Source organism: Planococcus ruber, from assembly GCF_022819085.1.
GTDB lineage: Bacteria > Bacillota > Bacilli > Bacillales_A > Planococcaceae > Planococcus > Planococcus ruber.
On the sequence record NZ_JALHAG010000001.1, the window covers coordinates 58,146 to 82,341 of the forward strand.

Here is a 24,196-nt window from a genome sequence, read left to right on the forward strand (position 1 = left end):
AATTCAGTTTAGTGAAAAAATGCGCTAAAATAGAGTAAAATGATACTAATTTGATGTTTAATTTTAGAAAAAGACATTACTATTTATCTATAAAATATTTCATATTGAATTTTAATTGATACATAAATGTAATAAAAAAAGAGGTTTAAGGTGTTATAATGATTCTGCTAGAAATTTTCATGGAACTCAAGATTTACGGAAACTCTTAATATATATAGGTGGTTAGTAAATGATTCAAATGAAAAATGTCTACAAAAAGTATTCGAACGGCATTGTGGCACTCAACGGAATGAATGTTGAGATCGACCAAGGCGAATTCGTATATGTAGTAGGTCCGAGTGGAGCGGGGAAATCGACATTTATCAAGATGATGTATCGGGAAGAACGCCCAACCTCAGGTCAAATGTTCGTAGACGGCATTGATATCGCTACATTAAAGAACTCTAAAGTACCGTTGCTTCGCCGCCAAATCGGCGTCGTCTTCCAGGATTTTAAATTGCTTCCTAAACTGAACGTTTACGAAAACGTAGCGTTTGCGCTGGAAGTAATAGAAGAAAAACCGGAAGAGATCCGCAAGCGCGTATTGAAAGTCTTGGATTTAGTAGGATTAAAACATAAAGCACGCATGTTCCCGACGGAATTATCGGGTGGGGAGCAGCAGCGGGTATCCATCGCACGTTCGATCGTCAATAAACCGAAAGTGGTTATTGCAGATGAGCCTACTGGAAACTTAGATCCGGAAACTTCATGGGACATCATGAGATTGTTTGAACAGATCAATAAAAGCGGAACAACGATCTTGATGGCAACCCACAACCGGGAAATTGTAAACTCAATGAGACATCGCGTTATCGCCATTGAAGGCGGATTGATCGTAAGAGACGTAGCCGGAGGTGATTACGGCTATGAAGGCTAGAACATTAGGGCGCCATTTCCGTGAAAGCCTGAAAAGCCTTGGACGGAATGGCTGGATGACTTTTGCATCAGTCAGTGCAGTAACCGTCACGTTATTGCTTGTCGGTGTTTTTGTTTTGATTATGATGAACTTAAACAAAATAGCTGATGATGTAGAAAATGATGTGGAAATGAAAGTATTTATCGCGTTGGAAACTGGTCAAGAAGATATTGACCGGCTTGAAAATGAAATCAGTGTATTGCCGGGGGTCGAATCAGTAGACTTCTCTACTAAAGAGGAAGAATTGACGGACCTCATCCTTAACTTCGGAGATGATTTTAGCCTTTACGAACAAAACAACCCGTTGTTTGATGTTTTTTACGTAAAATCTATTGATCCGCAGCAGACTGAAAAGGTTGCAGGCGAAATCTCCAAAATCGATCAAATCGAAAAAGTGGAATTTGGAGCCGGCAAGATTGAAAAACTGTTCAATGTCTTGAATACCGGCCGCAATGTTGGACTGGTACTAATTCTTGCATTGCTTTTTACAGCCATGTTCTTAATTTCCAACACGATCCGGATCACAATTGTTGCAAGACGCCATGAAATCGAAATTATGAAATTAGTGGGCGCGACAAACTGGTTTGTACGAATTCCCTTCATATTAGAAGGCATGTGGCTTGGATTGCTTGGCTCGATCATCCCGATTGGCCTCGTAGCCGCTCTATACTATAACGTTACAGTTTATGCAGAACCAAGATTAAAAAATGAAATCTTCCAGCTATTGGAATTCTCGCCATTTATCTATCAAGTGAGCGCGTTGATTCTATTGATGGGCATATTCATAGGAGTTTGGGGAAGCTTTATGTCAATACGTAAATTCTTGCGTGTTTAAGACAGAGAGAAAAGAACGTAAATCCGAAAGGGGAACACGAACTTGATGTCGAAGTCGAAATGGATGTTGACTGGGTTATCTTCGCTGCTAGCTGTATCGCTAATCATGCCTACAGCCAGTGCGGATAAACTGAGTGAATTAGAACAAAAACAGCAAGAAGCACAGCAAAAACAAAGCGAATTGAATTCAGGGATCAACAAAAAGTCTGAAGCGATTTCTGTAAATCAATCCGAATTAGAAAAAATTATGGCGCAGATTCAGGAATTGAATGGGAAAATTCAAGAAACTGAAGCGAAAATTGCCAGTGTGGAAGGCGAAATCAATGTCACAAAAGATGAAATCGAAGAACTAAAAGCTTCTATTGAAGAACTTGAGCGCAAAATTGCAGAAAGAACCGAGTTGCTGCAAGAACGTGCACGTGCGATTCAATTAAGCGGAGGATCAGTGGATTACATAGATGTACTGCTTGGTGCCAACAGCTTTATTGATTTCATTGACCGTTTTTCTGCCGTAAATACATTAATCGACGCTGACCGCAAAATCATGCGGGAACAAGCGGAAGACAAACAGCTTCTAGCTGAACAAAAAGCGGAAGTTGAAACGAAGCTTGCGCAGCAGGAAGAGCGCCGCGCAGAATTGGTTTCGTTGAAATCATCTTTGGATGAGCAAAAAGCGAAGCAAAAAGGATTAGTGAAAAAGCTTGAAGCTGAACAAAAACGTTTAGCAAATGAAAAAGCGAAACTTGAAAAGCAGCGTGAAGAAACAATTGATGTCAGCGCAGATTTGGAAAAACAAATTGCTGCTGAACAGGCAAGACTGGCTGAACTAGCACGCAAAGCGGAAGAAGAGCGCCAACGCAAACTGGCTGCTGAAAAAGCGGCCCAAGAAAAAGCTGCTGCAGAAGCAAGAGCAGCGGCAGCGCGCAAAGCAGCTGCAAGTGCGAAAGCCGCTAAGAGCGCAGCCGCGCCGGCAGCCCCAGCCGCGCCTGCATATACGCCGCCAGCAGCACAGCCGGCAAAAAGTTCAGGGTTCATCAACCCGACTTCAGGCCGCTATACTTCGAAGTTTGGCTGGAGAGATATCGGAGCTGGCCCTGAATTCCACCAAGGCGTAGATATTGCCAATAGTGTCGGAACGAACATCATGGCTGCTGCAAACGGATTTGTTTCATATGCCGGTTCTATGGGCGGGTACGGGAATGTCATTATCATCACCCATTCCTTGAACGGACAAACCCATGCGACTGTATATGCTCACTTGAGTTCAATTGGCGTATCAGTCGGTCAATCGGTTTCCCAAGGCCAAAGCATCGGCGCTATGGGCAATACCGGCCGTTCATTCGGATCGCATCTGCATTTCGAAATCCATGTAGGTCCATGGAATGGCGGACGCACGAACGCAGTCAATCCTGCAAATTACATTTCACTTTAATACCAAAGCCGGCATCGTTCACTGATGCCGGCTTTTTTCTATGCAGTTCTGATGAGACAGAAGTGGAACAAAAGGGTCGATTTATCGTATGATGAAAGATGAATGAGGTGACGTGCGAATGTCTAAAAAAATGATTGGTTTACTGCTTATTGCCTGTTTAATCGGTATTGCCGTTGCTGGGATTGTCAAAACGAATCTTGAAAACAAAGATGAACTTGCCAAGATTGCTCTCGGCAGCGATGTCGATTTTCTTCCAACAGATGAAGGCCTGGCCAAAGGCGAATTATCTCCGGACTTTGAGCTGACAACGTTAGAAGGCGAAACAGTAAAGCTATCCGATTACCAAGGAAAAAAAGTGATTTTGAATTTTTGGGCCACGTGGTGTCCGCCGTGCAGGGCAGAAATGCCGCATATGCAAAATTATTTTGAAGAGCATGCTGCCAGCAGCAATGTCGAAGTACTAGCAGTGAATTTAACGACGGAAGATCGAGGAGTCGATAAAGTCCAAAACTTTGTGAAGGAATATGAGCTGACGTTTCCGATTCCGATGGATAAGGAAGGCGAAATCGGAAAACTTTATCAGGCGGTGACCATCCCAACTTCCTATATGATCGATACGGATGGCAGAGTCCAAAATAAAATCGTCGGGCCGATGAATGAAACCATGATGAAAGAAATGATCGCCAATATGGAGTAAAGGGGATGCTAGCATGCGCTCAATTGAAACAAAAGCCGTCCACACTGCGGCAATGGAAGAACGTTTCATTCAACCAAAAGTAATGCCTTTGTACCAGACCTCTGCTTTCTCTTTTTCTTCTTTAGAAGAGCTGGAGGGCTATTATGAAGGAAATGGCACCTATTTGTATTCGCGCACTGCAAATCCGAACACAGATGCTTTAGGGCAATCGGTGGCCGAAATGGAAGGCGCCCCAAAAGGCATCGCGGCTTCTTCGGGCATGTCTGCCATACTTGCAGGCATGCTCGCGGTAGTGAAGTCGGGTGACCATATACTGGCAGCAGAAGATGTCTACGGGGGAACTTTTCATCTTTTAAGAGAAGAATTGCTGCGGATGGGCATCCATGTACACTTTGCCGATTTTACAAATACGGATGAAATGGAGCAAATCCTGATTGATTTTCCGGAAGTTAAATTGATTTTCAGCGAATCGATTACCAATCCATTTCTGCGTGTGGAAAATCTTCAAACATTGGAGCAATTCAAGGGACGCTACGGAGTGAAAGTAATGATCGACAATACTTTTGCGACGCCTTATACGACCGCGCCTTATGCACAAGGAGCCGATCTGGTAGCCCACAGTGCCACAAAGTATTTAGGCGGCCATAGCGATGTTACGGCCGGTGTCCTCGTTGGAAATGCCGATTTAATCGCTGAAGCGGAAAAACGGGTTGTTAATTTAGGGCTAAACTTAAGCCCTTTTGAAGCCTGGCTGACTCTTCGCGGCCTTAAAACGCTCGCAGTGCGGATGAAAGCCCAAACGGCAAATGCCCAAGCCATTGCAGAATTTCTGCACGGAAAGGCGAGAGTATGGTATCCCGGAAAAGGCGCTATCGTTACATTTGAGCTGCCGGAAGACATGGACATCTCTAAATTCTTCTCTTCGTTAGGATGGATAAAAATCGTTCCTACTCTTGCGGGGGTGGAAACGACCGTTTCCTACCCATACGGCACCTCGCACAGAGCATTAACGGAAGAAGAAAAACAGAAAATCGGCGTTACTCCGCAAGTTGTTCGCCTGTCTGCAGGAATTGAAGGGACAGAAGATCTATTAAAACAATTGGACGGAGCTTTCCGTTAACCGAAAAAATCTACAGAAACATCGGGTTCTTTGGTACAATGGAAAGAAACGACAGTGCCCGTGATAGGATGGTGTGAAGAAGTGATAATGGATGCGTTACTGGACATAGGAAGATTTTTTATCAACCCTGCTTTTTACATAGCACTGTTGACTGCGGTTCTGTTAGGATATTTCCGTGTCAAACGAGAACGGAAAATGTTTCGGACACGAATTGTTTGGGGGTGGACTGAATTCTCAGGCCTTCTAAAAGATGGCGCGATCTTTATCTTGATTTATTCCCTGTTTTTTTGTGCACTTGGATTGGCTGTTCCGCTCGAATGGCTCGTAGCACTTAGCCTCATCAGCATTATAATGATGGTCACTGGCGTCTTCTACCTCGGTTCATTTGTTTACTTGGCATTAGCGGCTGTTGGGCTTGGCTGGCTCTTTAAACGAAACGGGTGGACCATCGATTTTGGGATTTTTGAATATGGCGGCCATTATCTTGATTGGGGCTGGCTCGTGCCAGTAGCATTGATTGCCGGAGCCTTTGTGATCGCTGAAGGGATTTTGATTTCGAAAAAAGGCGCCAGCTCAGCTTCTCCCCGCCGCGAAAGTACATCGCGCGGATTGATGGCAGCTGTCTATGACGTCAAACGTTTATGGATGATTCCGGTACTGGTTGTGGTTCCAGGAAGCCTACTTGATGCGTACGCACCTTACTGGCCGCAATTTACAATCGGGCAAAGCTCGTTTTCATTCATGCTGGTCCCGTTTATTTTAGCCTTCCAAAACCGCTCCAGAAAAACGTTGCCGATTTATCTTTTTCCGAAAATCGGCGGCCTGACGTGGAAACTGGGAATCGCTATCATCGTTTTGGCACTCGGCTCATTCTTATGGGAACCGATGGCTTTCGTCGCATTGCTAGCAGGTGCGGCAGGCCGATTGGCCATTACGCTATTCTTCGAAATCAAAGAACGCCAAGGAAACCATGCAGTGACGCCTCAATCGATGGGGGTCATGATTGTGGATGTCTTGCCGGATTCTCCGGCAGATAAGATGGGGCTGTTAAAAGGGGAAGTCATCCGAAAAGTAAATGGTTTGTCTGTTTCGAATGAAACCGAGCTCTATGAAGCGATTCAAGTGAATGCGGCGCATTGCCGGTTGGAAGTGTTAGACCACAACCGGGAAGTCCGATTGCGCCAGCATGTCATTTTCCGGCATGATCACCATCGTCTAGGGTTGATTGTGGTCAACTAAGGAGAAATTTAAATGGACTCAATGATAACAAAATTTTTCTTATCTTTATTGGTGCCAGGTTTGCTTGTTGTGCTGTTTACCCGTGTGACCTTCAATCATATCGTTGGATTGATATTGACAGTGGCGCTGATCGCTGCTGCTGTGTATGCGGGCTATACCCACACGTGGCTCTTGTTTGTCGTCAATGCCGCTTCTCTGACCATTGGATTCTGGTATGCTTCGACGATGTACCAACGCAGAAAAAACGCCGAAACTCATAAAGATGAGTAACGGCGTTTTTTAATTCCTTATAAAAACCAAACACTGTAGACGGCGAGCACTGCAATAGAGCCCAATACCACAGTCATGACATTGGCTCCGGCAAAAGCAATGCCAAAAGCAGCAGCGGCTCCGATAATGCCGAACCAAATATTTTCCTGTACAAAAAAGATGGCCGGGAAAATGAGTGCCCCTAATACGGCGTAGGGAATGTTGCGCAATACGTTCTGGATAGCCGGCGGCAATTCGCGCCCTTCCAAAAAAGCTAAGGGAATCGCGCGCGGCAAGTACGTTACAATTGCCATGCCGATGATCATCCACCAATACCAAGCGCCCATTAAACTCGCCTGCCTTTCGAAGAAATAATTTCAATCAAGATCGCCGATGCCAGAGTCGATACCAGAATCGCCCATCCGGTCGACAGCCAACCGGTGAAATAAAAGAAAGAATTGATCAACCCCGCGATTAATGCCAAACTGACAACTTTCCGATTTTCGCGCATGGAAGGGACTAAGAGACCGACAAACATGGCATAAAGCGCAATTGACATGGCTGCTTGGAGGAAATGGGGGAGATTGGCTCCGATCAAATGCCCGACTGCTGTAAAGACGACCCAGCTGCCGTATGCGACAACTATGACGCCAATTCCGAAAGACGTCCGCAGTTTGCCGCCTTTTTGCGTCGCAAGCACCGAAAAAGATTCGTCCGTCACGCCGAAAGCATAAAGCGCTTTTATCCATTTTTTTTCAGGCTGCATCTTTTCGTTGAGTGAAGCCGTCATAAGAAAGTGGCGTATGTTGACAACAAACGTGTTTAAAACAATGAGAAGCGGAGAGACGCCCGCTGCGATTAACGAAAGAGATATGTATTGGGCTGCACCTGCATAGACGAAGATGCTCATCGCAGTAGCTTCGATCAAAGATAAGCCCGTGGTCTTAGCTAACAATCCGAAAGTCAAGGCAATCGGGAAGTAACCTACGGCAATGCTTGTTCCAGCTTTGATCCCGGAAAAAAATCCACGATCATCCATTCAAATCGCTCCCCGCACAAAGTATTTCTCTTTTCCAAATAAGGAGAAAGAGTGTAAAGTAATTAATATACGAATATAAGCATAGCATAAAATTATTTGAAAATAGAAATGATTTTTCGAAAACTAGAGCACCTAAAAGGATTGAGTTCATGGCTGATTTTTTTACGATGGAAAATATTATTGAATTGACCCAATCTTACCGGGCTTTTGGCCCGTTAATCGGTTTTTTGCTGCCTTTCATTGAAGCCTTTCTTCCGTTTCTTCCCCTGTTCGTTTTTGTGTTTGCGAATGCGACAGCCTATGGTTTGTGGATCGGATTCCTTATTTCCTGGGGCGGGGCGGTTGCTGGATCTTATGTGGTTTTTCTGATTATCCGGAAATATGGCCGGGCCCGCTTCATGAATTTCATGACAAAACATGAGCGTGTACAGCGGCTGATTCATTGGGTTGAACGGAATGGCTTCGGTCCGCTTTTTTTATTGCTCTGTTTTCCTTTCACTCCATCCGCATTAGTCAATTTAGTGGCAGGGCTATCTAATATCAGCCGCCATTATTATTTGCTGACGCTGATGGCTGGGAAATTCGTAATGGTCTTAATGATTTCTTATGTCGGCTATGATATCCGTGCATTATTTACGCAACCGATCCGGACAGCTGTCGTTGTAGTGGTGATTATTTTGCTCTATGTGATCGGCAAAGTGCTGGAGAAAAGGCTGAATAAGCGAGTGGAAGCGGATTTTCGGCAAGCCAAAAAAGAGCGCGAAAGCGGAAAAGTTGAATAGCGGTTGTGAATGGCAAAAATGGCCAAGTTCTTATATAATTAGAACAAACGTTCTTATTGGAGGTTAAATAATGGCATTACGGATTGTATACGGACGCGCAGGTTCCGGAAAAACACGATTCATCCAGGAAGAAATAGCCGATGAATTAAAGCGGCAAGCTGACGGCGATCCGATTTTCTTCATCGTGCCGGATCAAATGTCATTTTCTACCGAGTATCGGCTTTCATCCGCTTACGGCATGCAAGGCATGATCCGTGCCCAAGCTGTAACATTTAAGCGCCTTGCTTGGCGAGTACTGCAGGAAGTGGGCGGCATCAGCAGAAGAGAAGTGGATACTTTCGGTTATCGCATGCTGATCCGCAGTTTATTGGAAGAACATAAAGAAGAATTTCAATTATTCCGGAGAGCCGCTGGAAAAAGAGGCTTTACCGACCAGATTGAACAGCTGGTAAAAGAATTTTCCAGATACTGCGTTGATTGCGGCGACCTGACTGGCATCCGCAATTCATTGACCGAAGTGGGGGCTCCCCGCACTTTGCTTGATAAAGCTTCGGATTTGGAACTCATCCTTTCGGAACTCGAAAATCGCCTTGGTACGGTTTTTGTAGATTCTGAAGGGCATTTAGCGATGCTTTCAGAACGCATTAAACATTCGGAAATGATCAAAGCTTCGACCATTTATATTGATGGATTCGTCAATTTCACAGCCCGTGAATACGAAATACTGACTGAACTCATGAAATACGCGAAGAACGTGACTATAGCACTTCCGATGGATGACCAATCAAATCCAGAGGATGAACAGGACCTCTTTTATCAATCGGCGAATACTGCATACCGGTTGACGGAATTGGCAAAAGCGGAAGCCGTAGATATCGATAGGTCCGTTTATATGACAGAGCAGCGGCGCTTCAATAACCGTGAATTGGCGCATCTCGAAAAACATTTTGACGATTTTCCTTTGCGTACAGCCGTCTCTGAAGGAAATGTTGAATTGGTCGAGGCTTCGAATCGCCGGGCAGAGATGCATGCCGTGGCCCGAAAAATCCGCGCCCAAGTTCGAAATGGGCTTCGCTACCAGGACATTGCTTTATTGTACCGGCAGCCGGAAGTCTACGACGAATTGATTAATACAGTCTTTCCGCAATATGAAATCCCTTATTTTATCAGCCGGAAAAAATCCATGCTGCACCATCCGCTCATTGAATTCAATCGCTCCGTCTTAGAAGTGGTGCTGTCGAATTTTTCCTACGAGCCGGTGTTTAGAGCAGTCAAGACCGATTTGTTCTTCCCGGAAGGCAGCGTCTCCAAATGGCGTGAACGGAGTGATATTCTTGAAAACTTCGTCATTGCCAACGGCATCTATGGAGAGCGCTGGTTTGATGAAAAACGCTGGTTCTATAAAAAATACCGTGGGCTGGAATTCCATACCGGCATTCAAACGGATGAGGAATTGGCGGCTCAGGTAGAGCTTCATGCCGTCCGTGATTTGATTAGAGAACCGCTGCTTCAGCTGAGAGGCGATTTGGAACGATGCAATACCGGCCGAGAAATTGCCGAAACTTTATATGTCTTTATGGAGCAATTGAATGTCTATGAAAAACTGCAAGCCCTAAAAGATAGAGAAGAGGCGGAACACCGCCTGCTTTCTGCAACGGAACATGAACAGGCATGGACGCAGTGGACAACTGTTTTAGATCAATTCGTCCTCATGTTCGGCGATAAGGAAGTCGAATTGAGTGCTGCGTTGAAAATTTTGGACGAAGGATTTGAAACACTCGAATTCTCTCGCATTCCGCCTTCATTAGACCAAGTGACCGTATCTAAAATGGATTTAGCCCGTTTGATGGACATTAAATCCGTTTTTGTCATCGGTGCCAATGACGGCATCTTGCCTCAGCGCGTCGAACAGGAAGGGCTGCTGACCGATACGGAAAGAGAATGGTTTGCCCAAATCGGCTTTGAATTGGCTCCGACTTCGAAAATGCGGCTTATGGATGAAACCTACATGGCTTATCGGACATTTACTTCTTCTTCCGATTATTTGACTGTGTCGTATCCAATTGCGGACGAAGAAGGAAAAGCGCTTTTGCCTTCTCTTTATATCCAGAAGCTCAGCGATATGCTTTCTCTCGATCTGACTCCAGCAGTGATTGATCCCGAAGAATTGAGAAACGCGGCCCATCTTTCTTACATTTCTCATCCCCGGGCAAGTTTGTCTTATTTGACTTCCCAGCTGCGTGGCGGAGAACTGTCGCCCGAATGGCGGGCCGTCCTCCATTATTATCAGCAGGATCCGTTATGGGCATCGGTTATTGAACGAATTTTGGAACCGTTGAAGCCGAATATAGCTGAACAATTGAGGGAAGAGGTAGCTGAACCTTTATACGGGACGCCGATTGCGTCAAGTGTTTCCAGGGTGGAGACGTATTATGGCTGTGCATTTGCGCATTATGTCACATATGGCCTTCGTTTAGAAGAACGCAGCCAGTATAAATTAGCGGCTCCGGCAATAGGCGATCTTTTCCATGCGGCGATCAAATGGATTTCAGATGAAGTGAACCGCTTGAATGTCTCCTGGTCTTCGCTTACTGAAAAGCAATGCCGCGAGTTGGCCAAAAATGCAATGGATCAACTTTCGCCTTATTTTGTCAACCATATCTTGATCAGTTCGCATCGCTACCGCTACATCCAGCACAAATTGGAAGGCATTATTCGCCAAACGGCGTTTATGCTGAGCCGCCATGCCAAAGTGACCGGCTTTTCACCGGTAGCGCTTGAAGTCGGTTTTGGGCCGAAAGAGCAGATTCCGCCGCTTGCAATCAATTTGAAACGCGGAAGAAAGATGAATGTCCGGGGACGCATCGACCGGATTGACTCGACCGAGATCGACGAAAAGCCTTATATCCGGGTAGTCGATTACAAATCTTCCAAACAGGGATTGGATTTAGGCGATGTTTACCATGGATTGTCGCTGCAGACATTCACCTATCTGGATGTAGCATTGACTCATTCCGAGCGCTGGCTCGGAGCAGAGGCTGAACCGGCAGGCGTTCTCTATTTCCACATGCACAATCCGATGTTGAAGTTGACGAAACTGGTAACCGCAGAAGAGCTGGAAGAGGAATTGGCCCGGTCCTTTAAAATGAACGGCTTGGTCGTGGAAGACCCGGAAGTGATCCAGGCAATGGACCATGAAATTGACGGGTTCTCCAATGTGATTCCGGTGCGCATGAATAAAAAGGGCGTGATTTCAAAATCCCAATCAAAAACGGTTTTGAAAGAAGATATGAATTTTATCCGGAAGTTTGTCCGCGGTAAGCACGAAGCGGCAGGAAACGGCATTCTGGATGGAGATACGCAAATTACGCCTTATAAAGTGAAAGAAGATACCCCTTGCCAATTTTGCTCTTACCGATCGATCTGCCAGTTTGATCCGACTGATCCTGAACAAAATTACCGCAAATTACCGGCTTTGTCGCCAGATAAGGCTGTAGAATTGATTCGAAAGGAGACGATCGCAAATGATACCGATCAAACCGAGTGATGCCACTTGGACAGATGAACAATGGCAGGCCATCTGGGCAAAAGGGCAGGATATGCTGGTTTCAGCAGCAGCTGGATCCGGCAAAACGGCTGTCCTGATCAACCGGATGATTGAACGGGTTTTATCTGAAGAAGATCCGGTTTCCGTTGATGAATTGCTGGTCGTGACTTTTACGAACGCGTCAGCTGCAGAAATGCGCCACCGGATGTCGGAAGCTTTGGAAAAAGCGGTAGCTGAAAATCCGGAATCGAAGCATTTGCGGAAACAACTGCGCTTGATCAATAAAGCTCAGATCTCCACGCTGCATTCGTTCTGCCTGCAAGTCGTGAAACAATATGCGTACCTTTTGGAAATCGATCCCGGTTTCCGGATTGCCAATGAGACCGAGGCGGCTTTGCTGCGGGATGATGTATTGGAAGCAGTGCTTGAACGGGCTTATGAAGGCGAAGGGCAAGATGCGGTCTACCGGCTGGCAGACAGCTTCACTTCCGACAGAAGCGACCAGGCAATGGAAGTGCTGCTCAGCAAATTGTACGATTACTCGCGCGTCCATCCGTCTCCAGAGCAGTGGCTCGAGAAAGTCCCGGAATTATACGATGTTCCAAGCGGATCCGCTATCGATGATCTGCCATTTATCGGTGATTTGAAAATGACGATCCACCATGCATTAGAAGAAGCGCTTCAGTTGATCCATGAAGGGCAGCAGCTGACACGCGAACCGGATGGCCCGATTATACTGGCAGAGACTTTTGATCTGGATGAAGAACTTGTCAGACAGGCTATTTTTGCATTAGAAGAATCATGGGAGAGCCTCTACCAATACAGCAAGAATTTTACTTTCGGAAAAGCGGCTTCCATTCGAAAAGACAGCTGCGACCCGGCTCTTGCTGACGAAGCGAAAAAGCGCCGGAATGAGGTAAAGAAAATCGTCAATGGCGTCTTCGACTCCTATTTCACTCGCACGCCGAACCGTCTGCTCGATGAAATGCGTGAAATGGCTCCATTGATGCGGACGTTGGTCGAATTGACAAAACAATTCGCCGCGCAGTACAAAGCGTTGAAAATTGAACGCGCCATTGTCGATTTTTCCGATTTGGAGCATTATGCGCTTCAAATCCTTATGGATGATGGAAAGCCTTCCGCGATTGCAGAAGATTATCGCCGCCAGTTTGCAGAAGTGTTGGTAGATGAGTACCAGGATACCAATATGCTGCAGGAGACCATTCTCTCCCTCGTCAAATCTGGCAGCGAAAGCGACGGCAATCTGTTCATGGTTGGAGATGTCAAACAGTCCATCTACCGTTTCCGTCTGGCAGAGCCGATGCTGTTTCTTGGCAAGTACAACCGTTTTGCCCATGACGGCGGAGACCAGGGCATGCGAATCGATTTGAATGCCAATTTCCGCAGCCGCAAAGAAGTGCTTGACGGCACAAATTATATCTTTTCTCAAATCATGGGTGAGCGTGTAGGGGAGATCAATTACGACGAAGCAGCTGCGCTAAAACATCAGGCACCTTATCCCGAACAGGAAGTTCCTGTAGAACTGACGCTGATCCATGAACCGGAAACGGAAGAAGAGCCGGAAGATGAGCTGTTGAAATCACAATGGGAAGCCCGTTACATTGCAGGCAAAATCCGGGAAATGATGGAAAAGGAAACGCAAATCTACGATCCGTGGAAAAAGACGCAGCGGGCATTGGAGTACAGCGATATTGTCGTGCTCATGCGTTCAATGACATGGTCAGGCGATTTTGTAGACGAATTCAAGATGGCCGGCATTCCTTTGTACGCAGAACTGTCCGGCGGCTATTTTGATGCGTTGGAAGTGATGATCATGCTGAATACGCTGCGGGTGATCGATAATCCGTATCAGGATGTACCGGTCGTCTCAGTCTTGCGTTCGCCGTTCATCGGGCTTAGGGAAAATGAACTGGCGGCCATCCGTTTGGCTGCTCCGCAAGCCTCTTTCTATGAAGCGTTAAAAGTTTTTATCCGTGGAGGGTCTGGCATCCATCCGGCGACAGCAGAGAAACTCAGAAGGTTTATGTATCAATTGGAAGATTGGCGCAATCTGGCCCGCCGCGGATCGCTCGCTGAATTGATTTGGCAAGTGTACTTGGATACAAACTATTACGAAATGGTAGGCGCCATGACAAACGGCAAACAGCGGCAAGCGAATTTGCGGGCGCTGCATGACCGTGCGCTGGAATATGAAAAAACTTCTTTTCGCGGCTTGTTCCGCTTCCTGCGTTTCATCGACCGGATGCGGGAAAGAGGGGATGACCTCGGCACTGCAAAATCATTGAGTGAAAAAGAAAATGTGGTCCGCTTAATGACCGTCCACAAGTCGAAAGGATTGGAGTTTCCAGTTGTGTTTTTTGCAGGGACTGGCCGCCAGTTCAATGAAATGGATTTCCATAAATCGTATTTATTTGACCAGGACTACGGTTTGGCGGTGAAAGCTGTCAACCCGGATACGCGGATTGAATACACTTCGCTGCCGTTTCTGGCTGTGAAGGAAATGAAGCAGCTCCAGATGAAAGCGGAAGAAATGCGCGTATTGTACGTAGCCATGACCCGGGCAAAAGAACGCCTTTACTTAACAGCGTCTGTCAAAGATATCGAGAAGACGATCGAAAAGTGGAAAGTATCTTCTTCGGATGTTAAGCTGCCCGATTTCATGCGCTCACGGGCAAAAGGCTATCTGGATTGGATCGGACCGGCACTGTCCCGGCATCCGGATATCACGGAGGCGATTGGCAATTTTGGAAGCGTGTTGCCTCATCAATCGCGTTTCCAGCTAAATATTGTTGAATCGCAATCCTTGGTGCCGGCTCTGTTGGATCTGGATGAACTTTTGCAAATTACGGCAGATGAAAAAGACTATACGGAAGAAATCAAAGCCCGTTTTGATTATCGTTATCCGTTCATGCACGCTGTGGAAAAGCGGTCAAAACAGTCCGTTTCCGAAATGAAGCGCCTGCAGATGCTTCAGCGTTCTGATGAGCCGGAATCATTCATCCAGCCAAATGCCCCTGCCCAAAAAACAATTATGCACCGGCCGTATTTCATGCAGGATAAACGGCTGTCGGCTGCCGATATTGGAACTGCGGTGCATGCCGTCATGCAGCATATCTCATTTAAAGAAAAAATGGAGGCTGCTGAAATTAAAGCGTTTATCGGCACTTTGGCAGGGCGGGAAATTTTATCCGCTGAGGAGGCAAAAGCTATTCGTGTCAAAGACATCGAGGCTTTTTACAAAAGTGAAATTGCCGAACGCCTTTCGAACGCTTTGACAATCAAAAGAGAAGTTCCATTCACTTATGCCAAACAAGACGAGGCAGGCGACTATCAAATTGTCCAAGGGATTATCGACTGCTTGTTTGAAGAGAAAGATGGTTGGGTTCTCCTCGATTACAAAACAGACCGGGTAAGCCAAATTTCAGATGTTCCAAGAGAAATGTCGGCACGGTATGAGGTTCAATTATCGGTTTATCAAGAAGCGGTTGAGGCGATATTGAAAATTCCAATTAAAGAACGCCTGCTGTACTTGTTTTCATCAGGCGAAGAAGTGAAGATTTAGGAGGATTTAAGTGAAAGCACAACCTGTTGCAGCAACAGAACGAATTGCAGCGCTGGACTTAATGCGCGGGTTTTCTCTTCTCGGAATCCTGCTGATTAATATGCTGGCGTTCCATTCGCCATTTTCATATATCGATCCTTACAGTTGGTTCGATGGAGCTTGGGATGATGAAGTTTTCGTTTTTTTGGATATCTTCGTCCAAGCTAGTTTTTATCCGTTATTTTCTATCCTTTTTGGGTATGGTTTAACTATGCAGTTTATGAAAGCCGAGGAGCGGCGCCAGCCATTTGCACCTTTTGCGGCAAAAAGATTGGCGATTTTGCTGATCATCGGGATCATTCATGCATTTTTAATCTGGTATGGTGATATTTTAATTACCTACGCCATCACCGGTTTCTTATTGATTGGCATGATGCGGATTCCTGCATCTTGGCTCCTGGGCCTAGGGGCTGTGATTTATGCGGTTCCTCAATTTTTCTTTTTGGCGCTGATGTTTGTGGCAGTTGGCATCGATCCAAACTTCTACACTGGTATGCAGGAAGTCCAAAATTCCTTGGCTGCGTATCCGACCGGAACTTTCGCAGAAATTTTCAGCCAACGGTTTGATGACTGGATGTACAGCAATAATCCTGTATATTATCTGGAATTGATTGTCCGGATTCTGCCATTCTTCATGATCGGTGCAGCGGCAGCCAAATGGCGGTTGGTCGAACGCGCGAAAGAGTTGACGAAGTTTTGGCGGATCCTCGGAATCAGTACGCTGGCATTTGGGTTGGTGCTTAAAGCAACGCCATATTTAATCGACAATAATTATGCTTATAGTTATTTGCAGGATTCTTTTGGCGGACCGATCGTAGCAGTTGGATACGCTTCCCTGATTATATTGGCTGCGCAAAATGCACGAGCGAAAAAATTGTTCAATCCGATAGCCAAGGCGGGGCGGATGTCGCTGACGACTTATTTAATGCAGTCCGTCATTGCCACGTTGATTTTCTACTCATACGGCTTAGGTTTGTATGGCCAAGTGGATTTATTGACCGGCACATGGATTGCGCTTGGAATTTTTGCTATTCAGCTTATTTTTGCAGAAGTTTGGTTTTCCAAGTTTAAGCAAGGCCCGATTGAATTCTTATGGCGCAAAGCGAGCTATGGCAGAAATTTCGAAAAAAGCAACAATTCAAAAGAATGAATGTGTATAATGAATGGAATCAAAGAAAAGGAGTGTTTGACGAATGAAGCTGTTATCTTTTCGATATCAAGAAGAAGAACGTTTTGGACCAAAAGTGAAAAAAGAGGAAGCTGTTTGGGATGTGTTAGCGATTCAAAAGGAATTAGAAGTTTTGCCTTCGTTTCCTGCTACACTGATTGAAGGAATTCCCCAAGGGATGGAATTCGTAGAGCAAATGCGCAAATTAAGCGAAGCAGCTAAAGCATCTGAAAATCCAGATCAATTTAAACTCTCTTTTTCGGATATCGAATGGTTAGCTCCAATATCAAAAACACCGAAAAATGTCATTTGCGTCGGCAAAAACTATACTGAGCATATTAAGGAAATGGGCGGCGATGGCCCTGTCGATTTAGTGGTCTTTACAAAAGCGCCGCATACGATCGCTGCAGATGAACAGACTGTTTCTGTCCATTCAGATCTAACGGATGCATATGATTACGAAGGTGAGTTGGCAGTTGTCATCGGCAAGCCAGGAAAATCCATTCCGAAGCAGATGGCATACGACTATGTCTTCGGCTATACGATAGCAAATGATTTAACTGCACGTGACTTGCAGGAAAAACATCAACAATTCTTCTTGGGCAAAAGCTTGGAAGGGTCTTGCCCGATGGGTCCCTACCTTGTCACAAAAGATGAAATTCCGCAATCCCAAAATTTATCGATTGTCACAAAAGTGAATGATGAAGTTCGCCAAAATGGCAACACTGGAGATATGATCCGCCGTGTGGATGATCTTGTTTCAGAGATTTCCAAATACGTGCCGCTTGAAGCAGGAGACGTGATTTTAACAGGCACGCCTTCAGGTGTAGGAAAAGGATATAATCCGCCTAAGTTTCTTAAAGCAGGAGATACCATCAAAGTCTCAATCGAGTCAATTGGTACGCTCGTCACACATTTGTCATAACAGAAGGCATGTCTTTTAGCACCTTAACTATGCTAAACTGTTAAGGACACTATTAAATGAGGTGAGCTTTTGGACTTTTTAACTGAAACTACACATGTACACATTACAACATGGGTTATTGGAATCGTACTGTTTCTAGTAGCTGCATTCATGAACCGCGACAGCAAGGGCCGCAAAATTGTCCACATGATCTTGCGTTTGTTCTATATCCTGATCATCATTACAGGATTGGCCTTGTTTATCGAATGGTCATCATCTGATGCAATGCAATATGGCTTGAAATTCTTGTTCGGTTTATTGACGATTGGCATGATGGAAATGGTATTGGTCCGTTCGAAAAAACAAAAACCGGTTACATTATTCTGGGTTTTGTTTGCGGTCTTCCTTTTCGTAACCATGTTCTTCGGATTTAAACTGCCAGTCGGCATCAATTTCTTAGCTTAAGGTTTAAGTGAATGCCGAATTGAACTGCACTTCCATTGTTAGTTGCAACTGACGATGGAAGTGCAGTTTTTCTATGGGCTGATTTAAGCTATAATCTTTAGTCCATTCACAGTTTAGACGAAAGTGGGAAGGCGTCTCGACGTTTTCGGGAATTATCCATAGCAGCAAGGCCAAGGGTTTGATAAAATTAATCGGGTGGACTGGAATAGAGTAGCCTCATTAAGGGAGGATTTAAATTGAAAGCAAAATGGTTAACAGGCATCTTGAGCGGAGTGTTGGCAGTTGGATTGATCCAACCCGCAGCTTTTGCAGAAGAAGAACAGACGATTGAAGATGAAATTATATATGACGTGTTGATTGACCGGTTTTTCAATAAACAAATCGAAAACGATTTTGAAGTGGATGCGCAAAATCCAGCAGCCTTCAATGGCGGTGATTTTGGCGGCGTAATCGAACAGCTGCAGCATGTAAAAGACATGGGCTTTACGCTTTTATCAATCGGCTCGGTTTTTGCAACCGATACGTATGATGGCAAAAAAGTACTGGATTACCGGCAGTTGGAACGGCATTTCGGGACGGAAGAAGAGTTGAAGGAAGTCGTTGAGAAGACACATGAATTTGATCTGAAGCTAATGGTGGACGTGCCGACGCAGCAAGTCAGCAGCAACCATATTTGGGCAGCTGAACATCCGCAATGGTTTTCGGAAAATGAAGAGGGGACGCTGGCTTTAGATACCTCAAATCCTGAAGTGCAGGATGAATTGATTGCCGCTATGGGCGATTTCATTCGTACATATCAAGTGGATGGATTGCGTCTATCTGATGCCGATCAATTGGATCCACAGTTTATTGAGAAGTTTTCAGAAGCGATGAAAGAAATTCGCGATGTTTATTTATTAAATGATGTAGAAATGGAAGAGACTGCGGGCTTTGATGCCATGGTGTTGCCAGGCGCTGAAGAGACATTGCGCGAAAGCTATAAAAACTTTGGGGCGGACAGCACCGGTTTAGGGGAATTGGTGGAATCGAGCGAAGGCAAGCTCATCCAGATTGATTCTTTGCTGGGGTCGCGCTTTGTATCGGATGTCGTGGCAGAACGGGGCTTTCCGCCGACTCGTATGCGGGTCATCTTTTCTCAATTGCTGACAATGCCGGGGATTCCGGTCGTCCAATACGGATCGGAAACAGCGATGAACGGAATCACTCCGCAAGAGTCGCATCAGATCTTGAACTTGTCGGTAGATGAAGAATTAATTGAGCATATTTCCGATTTGAACTCGCTGCGCAATTCTTCGGAAGCGCTTCGCACAGGAGAAACGGAAATCATTTTGGAAGAACCCAATTGGCTAGTCTACAAACGGTCAAATGAAGAAGAAACGTGGATCGTTGCGATTAATAACTCGGCCGAAACGAAAACGATCAACCTTCCGGCTGATGTGATCGGCAGCGATAAAGAACTTCGCGGTTTATTCGAAAGCGATATTATCCGCCAGGAAGCGAGCGGCGATTACCGGATTACGTTGGACCGCGAACTAGGGGAAACTTTCCACGTCATTGACGAAACGGGATTCAATAAAGCGTATATTGCCGCTTTAGCTGTGCTTTACCTTGTATTCATGGCATTCTTATGGATAGTCTGGAGAAAAGGCAAGCAACGGAAAGCAAATAGAAACACAACTAAATAATCGTTAACCAAAAGGAACCAATACCGATTTAGGCATTGGTTCCTTTTTGGTTGCTGATGGCTTTATAGCCGACCATATTGATCGGGTCTTTTGGTGAAGAATAAGGAGGCGCGTAGCAAAGTTCAAGCGCCTGCAAATCTTCAATCGCCAGGCCGGCGTACATCGCAGTAGCCAGGACATCGATTCGTTTATCGACGCCTTTGCTGCCGATGCACTGGGCACCTAATATCTTTCTCGTCTCAGGGTTGAAATGGACTTTCAAAGTGATTTCACTATGGTCCGGATAGTAGCCGGCATTTGAATTGCCTTTAAGCAATACAGTCTCATAAAGCAATCCTTTTTCGATCAGGGATCGTTCATTCAAACCGGTCATGGCCACATCGAGCGCGAAGACTTTGACAATCGATGTGCCAAGCAAACCGGTCTTTGGAATCGCATGCCCCGTTAAATGTTGGGCAGCGATAAACGCTTGGCGATGAGCAGGCGAAGCAAGCGGTACGCGTTTTGCGCCGCCAGTTACAAAATCGGTATTTTCAGAAGCATCTCCCAGCGCATAGATCGAGGAATCGGCCGTCTGCATAAATTCATTTGTAATGATGCCGCCGGTTTCGCCAATTGGAAGTCCGGCTTTTTCGGCCAGTTCCGTATTCGGTTTTAATCCGGTGCTCAGGATGAGAAAATCAGCGTGCAGTTTCTGTCCCGTAGATAAGAGAAGCTCTTTTTGGTCTGCTTTTGTGATTACTGAGTTCGTATGTACAACCACACCGTTGCTTTTTAACTCCGCTAATACTTGATTAGAGATGTCCGGATCCAATATCGACATGACGTGTGAAGATTTATGCACCATTTGGACATGGAGGCCCAGGTTCTTTAAATTCTCTGCCATTTCAATGCCGATAAACCCAGCTCCTGAAACCGCACAGCTTGAAGGTTGCGTTTGTTCGATATAAGACATGATCCGTTCCATATCACCAAAGCTTCTAAGAACAAAATGGTCGGTAGAAGCCAAACCGTCTAGGACAGGGACCATTGCGGAACCGCCGGGAGAGAGGATGAGAAAATCATAGGGTTCGTGGAAGCATTCACCGGTTTTAAGGTTTTTCACCAAAACGGATTTTTCAGCCCGGTTAATTTCCATCACTTCGTGCTCTAACCATACATCGATGTTTCGTTTTTCCTTAAACTGCTCTGGGTCGGCCATCAACAAGGATTCAGTATCCTCAATGACGCCGCCAATCGCATAAGGAGTGCCGCAGGCAGCATAAGACATGGTTGAATCGCGGTCAAATACTGTGATTTTGGCATCCTTATCGTAAAAACGGATCTGGCCAGCCACTGTAGCGCCACCGCCGACGGCTCCGACAACCACGATTTTCTTCATCGCTGCCACCTCAAGCTTTCCATTCGTTAAAGAAGAACACACCGAGTGTGCCGGGGCCGGTATGGGCGCCGATTACAGATCCAATCATATCAATTTCAATCGCTTTCGGATGGAAGCGTTCTTCGATTTCGGATTTTAAGAGCATGGCAAAGTCTAAATCGTCGCCATGGCAAATGGCAATCGTTTGTTCATTCAAATTATTGCCGCGTTCTTCAATAAGTTCGACCATTCGTTTAAGGACCTTTTTGCGCCCGCGCAATTTTTCAATTGGCACCAGTTTGCCGTCTTCCACGTGCAGCAGTGGTTTGATGTTCAACAAGCCTCCGACAAATGCACTGCCTTTTGAAATTCTTCCGCCTTTCGCCATGTAATCCAAATCTTCAACAGTAAACAAGCTTTCAAGGTGATTTACCAAGTGTCGAACTCTCTCAATGATGGCTTCAGAAGATTCGCCTGCTGTGCGCATCTTAACCGCTTCTTTTACAAGAAGCCCGTAGCCGGAAGATGCCGCTTTCGAATCCAGAATCGTTAGGTTTAACTCAGGATAATCTTCCCGGACCTGTTCCGCTATCATAGCAGCTGTATTATGGGTTCCGGATAATTCAGAAGAAAAAGCGATATAGAATCCTTCATCTCCTTCTTTTGCCAACTGCTCAAAGGCATTCAGCATCTCATCCGGCGATACTTGCGAAGTTTTTGGATGGATGCCTTCCCGGATGGCATCGAACACTTTCTTCGAATGTACGGTTCGAATGTCTTCGAACTCTTCATCTCCGATATGGACCCGCAATGGAAATAAAACCACATTTTCATCCTGGAAAAAAGATTTTGGCAAATCTGATGCACTGTCAGCGAATAATCGCATATAAATCCTCCTTTTATTTTAAGCTTAACCGGTCTATCAATAATTCAGCGATTCCATCTTCATTATTCGTCAATGTGATTTCGTTGGCAATGTTTTTTAATGGCTCAATGGCATTGCCCATAGCCACTCCGACGCCTGCAAAATCGATCATTTCAAGATCATTGTCTTCGTCGCCGAACGCGATAATATTCTCACGCGGAATGCCGAGCGATTTGGAAACCCGGTCGAGGCCGACCGCTTTGCTTAAACCGCTTTTGACAATCTCGATGACGTGCCATGGAGCGCCCCATCTGCGGTGGTCGATCACTTCCGCATGGACCGAAGATAAATGGTCATGGATCAATGGCACTTTTTCAACCGGTGCATGGATCAGCATTGAGGTAGGATCCACTTTCAAAAAGTTTCTCAAGTCGCCGGTAGTGATCTCTGGATCTCCAAAACTGAAAATATTCATTAATTTTTCATCATGGTGGTGGACGTATACATCGTCTAATACTTCTGCGACGATGTTATAGAAATCGAATTGATGCATTGATTCGACCACTTCATGCACAACATCCAAAGAAATCGGGGTATGGTGAGTGCCCCAAGTTGAATCCATTGGATGGTGGACAAAAGCGCCGTTGAAATTGACGATGGGCGTGCTCAGTCCCAATTCTTTGTAATATGCTTCACTGGAACGAAAAGGGCGGCCGGTGGCGATCATCACTTGATGGCCTTGCTCCTGGGCCTTCTGTAAAGTGGATTTTGTTTTATCTGAAATGACTTTTTGATCGGTCAATAAGGTGCCGTCTAAATCTAACACTATTAAATGCTGCTTCATTAAAAACCGTCTCCTTTCTCTCTATGTATAGTTTAGCGATAAAGGAAGCAGTTCGTCAAAAAAACTTCCATGGGAATGCGGCGCTTCGAAAAAGTTCTGTCAGCTTTAGCGGATTGTTTGCTGGAGAAGGAGAACATTGGTACGATTGGGGAGAATAAGAAAAAGGATGTGGGTAAAGTGAAAGTGGTACACGAAATTTGGGAAGGCATCCCGCTCCTGAATGTTGCAGCTGAAGACCGGTTTGCAGAAGCTTTGCCGACAGTTGTTTTTTTTCACGGGCATATGAGTGCAAAAGAACATAATCTGCATTACGCTTATCAATTGGCAAACGAAGGCATGCGCGTCATCTTGCCGGATGCCCATTTGCATGGAGACCGGGATGAAGGCTTAGATGAAATCCAAATGAGCCTGCGTTTTTGGGAGATTGTTCTGACATCAATAGAAGAATTAGCGATAATACATACAGCCATCTACGAAAAGAATTTAGCTGTAGGCGAGATTGGCATTGGCGGTACGTCGATGGGGGGCATCACGACTTTAGGGGCGTTGACAGTCTATCCATGGATCAAAGCGGCCTCGGTCATGATGGGTGCTGCCAATTATGTCCAATTGGCAAAAGCGCAAATGGCCCAATTTGAATCGAAAGGATTTAAATTGCCGATTACGGATGACGAACGGAAGAAGATGCTGGATACGCTCGCCCGTTTTGACGGAACGAAAAACCGGGCTGTTTTCCAACAGCGCCCTTTATTTTTCTGGCACGGAGAACAAGATACGACGGTTCCTTTTGAGCCGACTTTTAATTTCTATAAAGCGTTAAAAGAAGATTATGCTGAAGTGCCGGAGCGAATCCGTTTTATGCGGGAAAAAGAATCCGGCCATGCGGTGAGCCGTCCTGGAATGCTTGCAGCTATGGCTTGGTTGGCTGAGCATGTGGCTGGATAAGCGGTTGAATTTCTTTTTCCAAGAAAATTTGGTAAGATGAGAAGAGCAGAATAGGGAGGGATTATGATGGATCAAGACATGAGAGAAAGCATGATGGGTGCCTTGGAACAAGTAGTGGACCCGGAACTTGGAGTCGATATCGTCAACTTAGGCCTTGTTTATGACCTTGACCTTTCAGAAGATGGGTTTGCTGTCGTAACAATGACGTTGACCTCGATGGGATGCCCTATGGGGCCGCAAATCGTGGATATGGTCAAACGGGCGTTGTACGAACTTCCAGAAATTGAAGAAGTAGACGTGAAAATCGTTTGGCAGCCAGTATGGGGCAAAGATCATATGTCGCGTTATGCAAAAATGGCGCTTGGCGTTCGATAATGAGAGCACAAAACACCGTAAAATCATCCGATTTTACGGTGTTTTTTCTATGGTTATCATTTGCCAAAA

At 45.5% G+C, this 24,196-nt stretch carries 21 protein-coding genes; 16 read left to right on the forward strand and 5 right to left on the reverse strand.

Annotation, left to right across the window (positions count from 1 at the left end):
- Nucleotides 1-229 precede the first annotated feature (229 nt).
- The 7 genes from ftsE (at nucleotide 230) to MTR82_RS00315 (ending at nucleotide 6,547) form a co-directional block, all read left to right on the forward strand.
- On the forward strand, nucleotides 230-916 hold the full coding sequence (ftsE, locus tag MTR82_RS00285) for a cell division ATP-binding protein FtsE (protein WP_052650942.1): 687 nt from the start codon (nucleotides 230-232) through the stop codon (nucleotides 914-916).
- Nucleotides 906-1,790, forward strand: coding sequence for a permease-like cell division protein FtsX (gene ftsX / locus MTR82_RS00290; protein WP_052650943.1), 885 nt, complete (start codon nucleotides 906-908; stop codon nucleotides 1,788-1,790). Before ftsE ends, ftsX begins: the two co-directional genes overlap by 11 nt.
- A 45-nt stretch (nucleotides 1,791-1,835) precedes the next feature.
- A complete protein-coding gene (locus MTR82_RS00295) occupies nucleotides 1,836-3,221 on the forward strand; it encodes a murein hydrolase activator EnvC family protein (RefSeq protein WP_052650944.1) in 1,386 nt (461 codons plus the stop codon).
- Between the two features lie 118 nt (nucleotides 3,222-3,339).
- A complete protein-coding gene (locus tag MTR82_RS00300) occupies nucleotides 3,340-3,918 on the forward strand; it encodes a peroxiredoxin family protein (RefSeq protein ID WP_246807336.1) in 579 nt (192 codons plus the stop codon).
- A 13-nt stretch (nucleotides 3,919-3,931) separates the two neighbouring features.
- Nucleotides 3,932-5,038 carry a trans-sulfuration enzyme family protein gene (locus MTR82_RS00305; protein WP_246807337.1) on the forward strand — a complete coding sequence of 369 codons (1,107 nt, stop codon included), beginning with the start codon at nucleotides 3,932-3,934 and terminating at the stop codon, nucleotides 5,036-5,038.
- A 195-nt stretch (nucleotides 5,039-5,233) separates the two neighbouring features.
- Complete coding sequence (locus MTR82_RS00310; RefSeq protein ID WP_246807338.1) at nucleotides 5,234-6,277, forward strand: PDZ domain-containing protein; 1,044 nt, start codon at nucleotides 5,234-5,236, stop codon at nucleotides 6,275-6,277.
- 12 nt (nucleotides 6,278-6,289) lie between these two features.
- Complete coding sequence (locus MTR82_RS00315; protein WP_052650948.1) at nucleotides 6,290-6,547, forward strand: CsbA family protein; 258 nt, start codon at nucleotides 6,290-6,292, stop codon at nucleotides 6,545-6,547.
- Nucleotides 6,548-6,564: 17 nt separating this feature from the next.
- Here the strand turns inward: MTR82_RS00315 and MTR82_RS00320 are convergent, their stop codons facing one another.
- Nucleotides 6,565-6,873: an AzlD domain-containing protein gene (locus tag MTR82_RS00320; RefSeq protein ID WP_052650949.1), complete on the reverse strand. Its 309-nt coding sequence runs from the start codon at nucleotides 6,871-6,873 to the stop codon at nucleotides 6,565-6,567.
- A complete protein-coding gene (locus MTR82_RS00325) occupies nucleotides 6,873-7,565 on the reverse strand; it encodes an AzlC family ABC transporter permease (protein ID WP_052650950.1) in 693 nt (230 codons plus the stop codon). Before MTR82_RS00325 ends, MTR82_RS00320 begins: the two co-directional genes overlap by 1 nt.
- 149 nt (nucleotides 7,566-7,714) lie before the next feature.
- Between MTR82_RS00325 and MTR82_RS00330 the strand changes: the two genes are divergently transcribed.
- The 7 genes from MTR82_RS00330 to MTR82_RS00360 all read left to right on the forward strand — a co-directional run bounded on the left by MTR82_RS00330 (nucleotide 7,715) and on the right by MTR82_RS00360 (nucleotide 19,738).
- Nucleotides 7,715-8,347: a TVP38/TMEM64 family protein gene (locus MTR82_RS00330; protein ID WP_052650951.1), complete on the forward strand. Its 633-nt coding sequence runs from the start codon at nucleotides 7,715-7,717 to the stop codon at nucleotides 8,345-8,347.
- A 70-nt stretch (nucleotides 8,348-8,417) separates the two neighbouring features.
- Nucleotides 8,418-11,894, forward strand: coding sequence for a helicase-exonuclease AddAB subunit AddB (gene addB, locus MTR82_RS00335; protein WP_246807339.1), 3,477 nt, complete (start codon nucleotides 8,418-8,420; stop codon nucleotides 11,892-11,894).
- Entirely contained in the window at nucleotides 11,872-15,477 is a 3,606-nt protein-coding gene (addA, locus tag MTR82_RS00340; RefSeq protein WP_246807340.1) for a helicase-exonuclease AddAB subunit AddA, read from the forward strand. The genes addB and addA overlap by 23 nt, the downstream gene beginning before the upstream one ends.
- A 10-nt stretch (nucleotides 15,478-15,487) precedes the next feature.
- Nucleotides 15,488-16,666: a DUF418 domain-containing protein gene (locus MTR82_RS00345; protein ID WP_110925585.1), complete on the forward strand. Its 1,179-nt coding sequence runs from the start codon at nucleotides 15,488-15,490 to the stop codon at nucleotides 16,664-16,666.
- A 43-nt stretch (nucleotides 16,667-16,709) separates the two neighbouring features.
- Nucleotides 16,710-17,609, forward strand: coding sequence for a fumarylacetoacetate hydrolase family protein (locus MTR82_RS00350; RefSeq protein WP_052650954.1), 900 nt, complete (start codon nucleotides 16,710-16,712; stop codon nucleotides 17,607-17,609).
- Nucleotides 17,610-17,678: 69 nt separating this feature from the next.
- Nucleotides 17,679-18,053, forward strand: coding sequence for a YisL family protein (locus tag MTR82_RS00355; RefSeq protein WP_052650955.1), 375 nt, complete (start codon nucleotides 17,679-17,681; stop codon nucleotides 18,051-18,053).
- Nucleotides 18,054-18,289: 236 nt separating this feature from the next.
- Nucleotides 18,290-19,738 (forward strand): alpha-amylase family glycosyl hydrolase, encoded by a 1,449-nt coding sequence (locus MTR82_RS00360; RefSeq protein WP_246807341.1) that lies wholly within the window; start codon nucleotides 18,290-18,292, stop codon nucleotides 19,736-19,738.
- Between the two features lie 28 nt (nucleotides 19,739-19,766).
- Here the strand turns inward: MTR82_RS00360 and MTR82_RS00365 are convergent, their stop codons facing one another.
- Genes MTR82_RS00365 through MTR82_RS00375 form a run of 3 tightly spaced genes read right to left on the reverse strand, consistent with a single transcriptional unit; the run spans nucleotide 19,767 to nucleotide 22,807 of the window.
- Nucleotides 19,767-21,119 (reverse strand): CoA-disulfide reductase, encoded by a 1,353-nt coding sequence (locus tag MTR82_RS00365; RefSeq protein WP_246807342.1) that lies wholly within the window; start codon nucleotides 21,117-21,119, stop codon nucleotides 19,767-19,769.
- 10 nt (nucleotides 21,120-21,129) lie between these two features.
- A complete protein-coding gene (locus MTR82_RS00370; RefSeq protein ID WP_246807343.1) occupies nucleotides 21,130-21,984 on the reverse strand; it encodes a DegV family protein in 855 nt (284 codons plus the stop codon).
- A gap of 13 nt (nucleotides 21,985-21,997) precedes the next feature.
- Nucleotides 21,998-22,807: a Cof-type HAD-IIB family hydrolase gene (locus MTR82_RS00375; protein ID WP_052650958.1), complete on the reverse strand. Its 810-nt coding sequence runs from the start codon at nucleotides 22,805-22,807 to the stop codon at nucleotides 21,998-22,000.
- 177 nt (nucleotides 22,808-22,984) lie between these two features.
- On the opposite strand from MTR82_RS00375, the gene MTR82_RS00380 reads away from it, so the two are divergent.
- Together MTR82_RS00380 and MTR82_RS00385 are read left to right on the forward strand one after the other, a co-directional pair.
- Entirely contained in the window at nucleotides 22,985-23,752 is a 768-nt protein-coding gene (locus MTR82_RS00380) for a prolyl oligopeptidase family serine peptidase (RefSeq protein WP_246807344.1), read from the forward strand.
- A gap of 66 nt (nucleotides 23,753-23,818) precedes the next feature.
- Complete coding sequence (locus MTR82_RS00385; RefSeq protein ID WP_246807345.1) at nucleotides 23,819-24,127, forward strand: metal-sulfur cluster assembly factor; 309 nt, start codon at nucleotides 23,819-23,821, stop codon at nucleotides 24,125-24,127.
- Nucleotides 24,128-24,196 lie beyond the last annotated feature (69 nt).

Coding starts and splice junctions, on each gene's coding strand:
- ftsE (WP_052650942.1), top strand. CDS start 230: ATGATTCAAATGAAAAATGTCTACAAAAAGTATTCGAACGGCATTGTG.
- ftsX (WP_052650943.1), top strand. CDS start 906: ATGAAGGCTAGAACATTAGGGCGCCATTTCCGTGAAAGCCTGAAAAGC.
- MTR82_RS00295 (WP_052650944.1), top strand. CDS start 1,836: ATGTCGAAGTCGAAATGGATGTTGACTGGGTTATCTTCGCTGCTAGCT.
- MTR82_RS00300 (WP_246807336.1), top strand. CDS start 3,340: ATGTCTAAAAAAATGATTGGTTTACTGCTTATTGCCTGTTTAATCGGT.
- MTR82_RS00305 (WP_246807337.1), top strand. CDS start 3,932: ATGCGCTCAATTGAAACAAAAGCCGTCCACACTGCGGCAATGGAAGAA.
- MTR82_RS00310 (WP_246807338.1), top strand. CDS start 5,234: ATGTTTCGGACACGAATTGTTTGGGGGTGGACTGAATTCTCAGGCCTT.
- MTR82_RS00315 (WP_052650948.1), top strand. CDS start 6,290: ATGGACTCAATGATAACAAAATTTTTCTTATCTTTATTGGTGCCAGGT.
- MTR82_RS00320 (WP_052650949.1), bottom strand. CDS start 6,873: ATGGGCGCTTGGTATTGGTGGATGATCATCGGCATGGCAATTGTAACG.
- MTR82_RS00325 (WP_052650950.1), bottom strand. CDS start 7,565: ATGGATGATCGTGGATTTTTTTCCGGGATCAAAGCTGGAACAAGCATT.
- MTR82_RS00330 (WP_052650951.1), top strand. CDS start 7,715: ATGGCTGATTTTTTTACGATGGAAAATATTATTGAATTGACCCAATCT.
- addB (WP_246807339.1), top strand. CDS start 8,418: ATGGCATTACGGATTGTATACGGACGCGCAGGTTCCGGAAAAACACGA.
- addA (WP_246807340.1), top strand. CDS start 11,872: ATGATACCGATCAAACCGAGTGATGCCACTTGGACAGATGAACAATGG.
- MTR82_RS00350 (WP_052650954.1), top strand. CDS start 16,710: ATGAAGCTGTTATCTTTTCGATATCAAGAAGAAGAACGTTTTGGACCA.
- MTR82_RS00365 (WP_246807342.1), bottom strand. CDS start 21,119: ATGAAGAAAATCGTGGTTGTCGGAGCCGTCGGCGGTGGCGCTACAGTG.
- MTR82_RS00370 (WP_246807343.1), bottom strand. CDS start 21,984: ATGCGATTATTCGCTGACAGTGCATCAGATTTGCCAAAATCTTTTTTC.
- MTR82_RS00375 (WP_052650958.1), bottom strand. CDS start 22,807: ATGAAGCAGCATTTAATAGTGTTAGATTTAGACGGCACCTTATTGACC.
- MTR82_RS00385 (WP_246807345.1), top strand. CDS start 23,819: ATGGATCAAGACATGAGAGAAAGCATGATGGGTGCCTTGGAACAAGTA.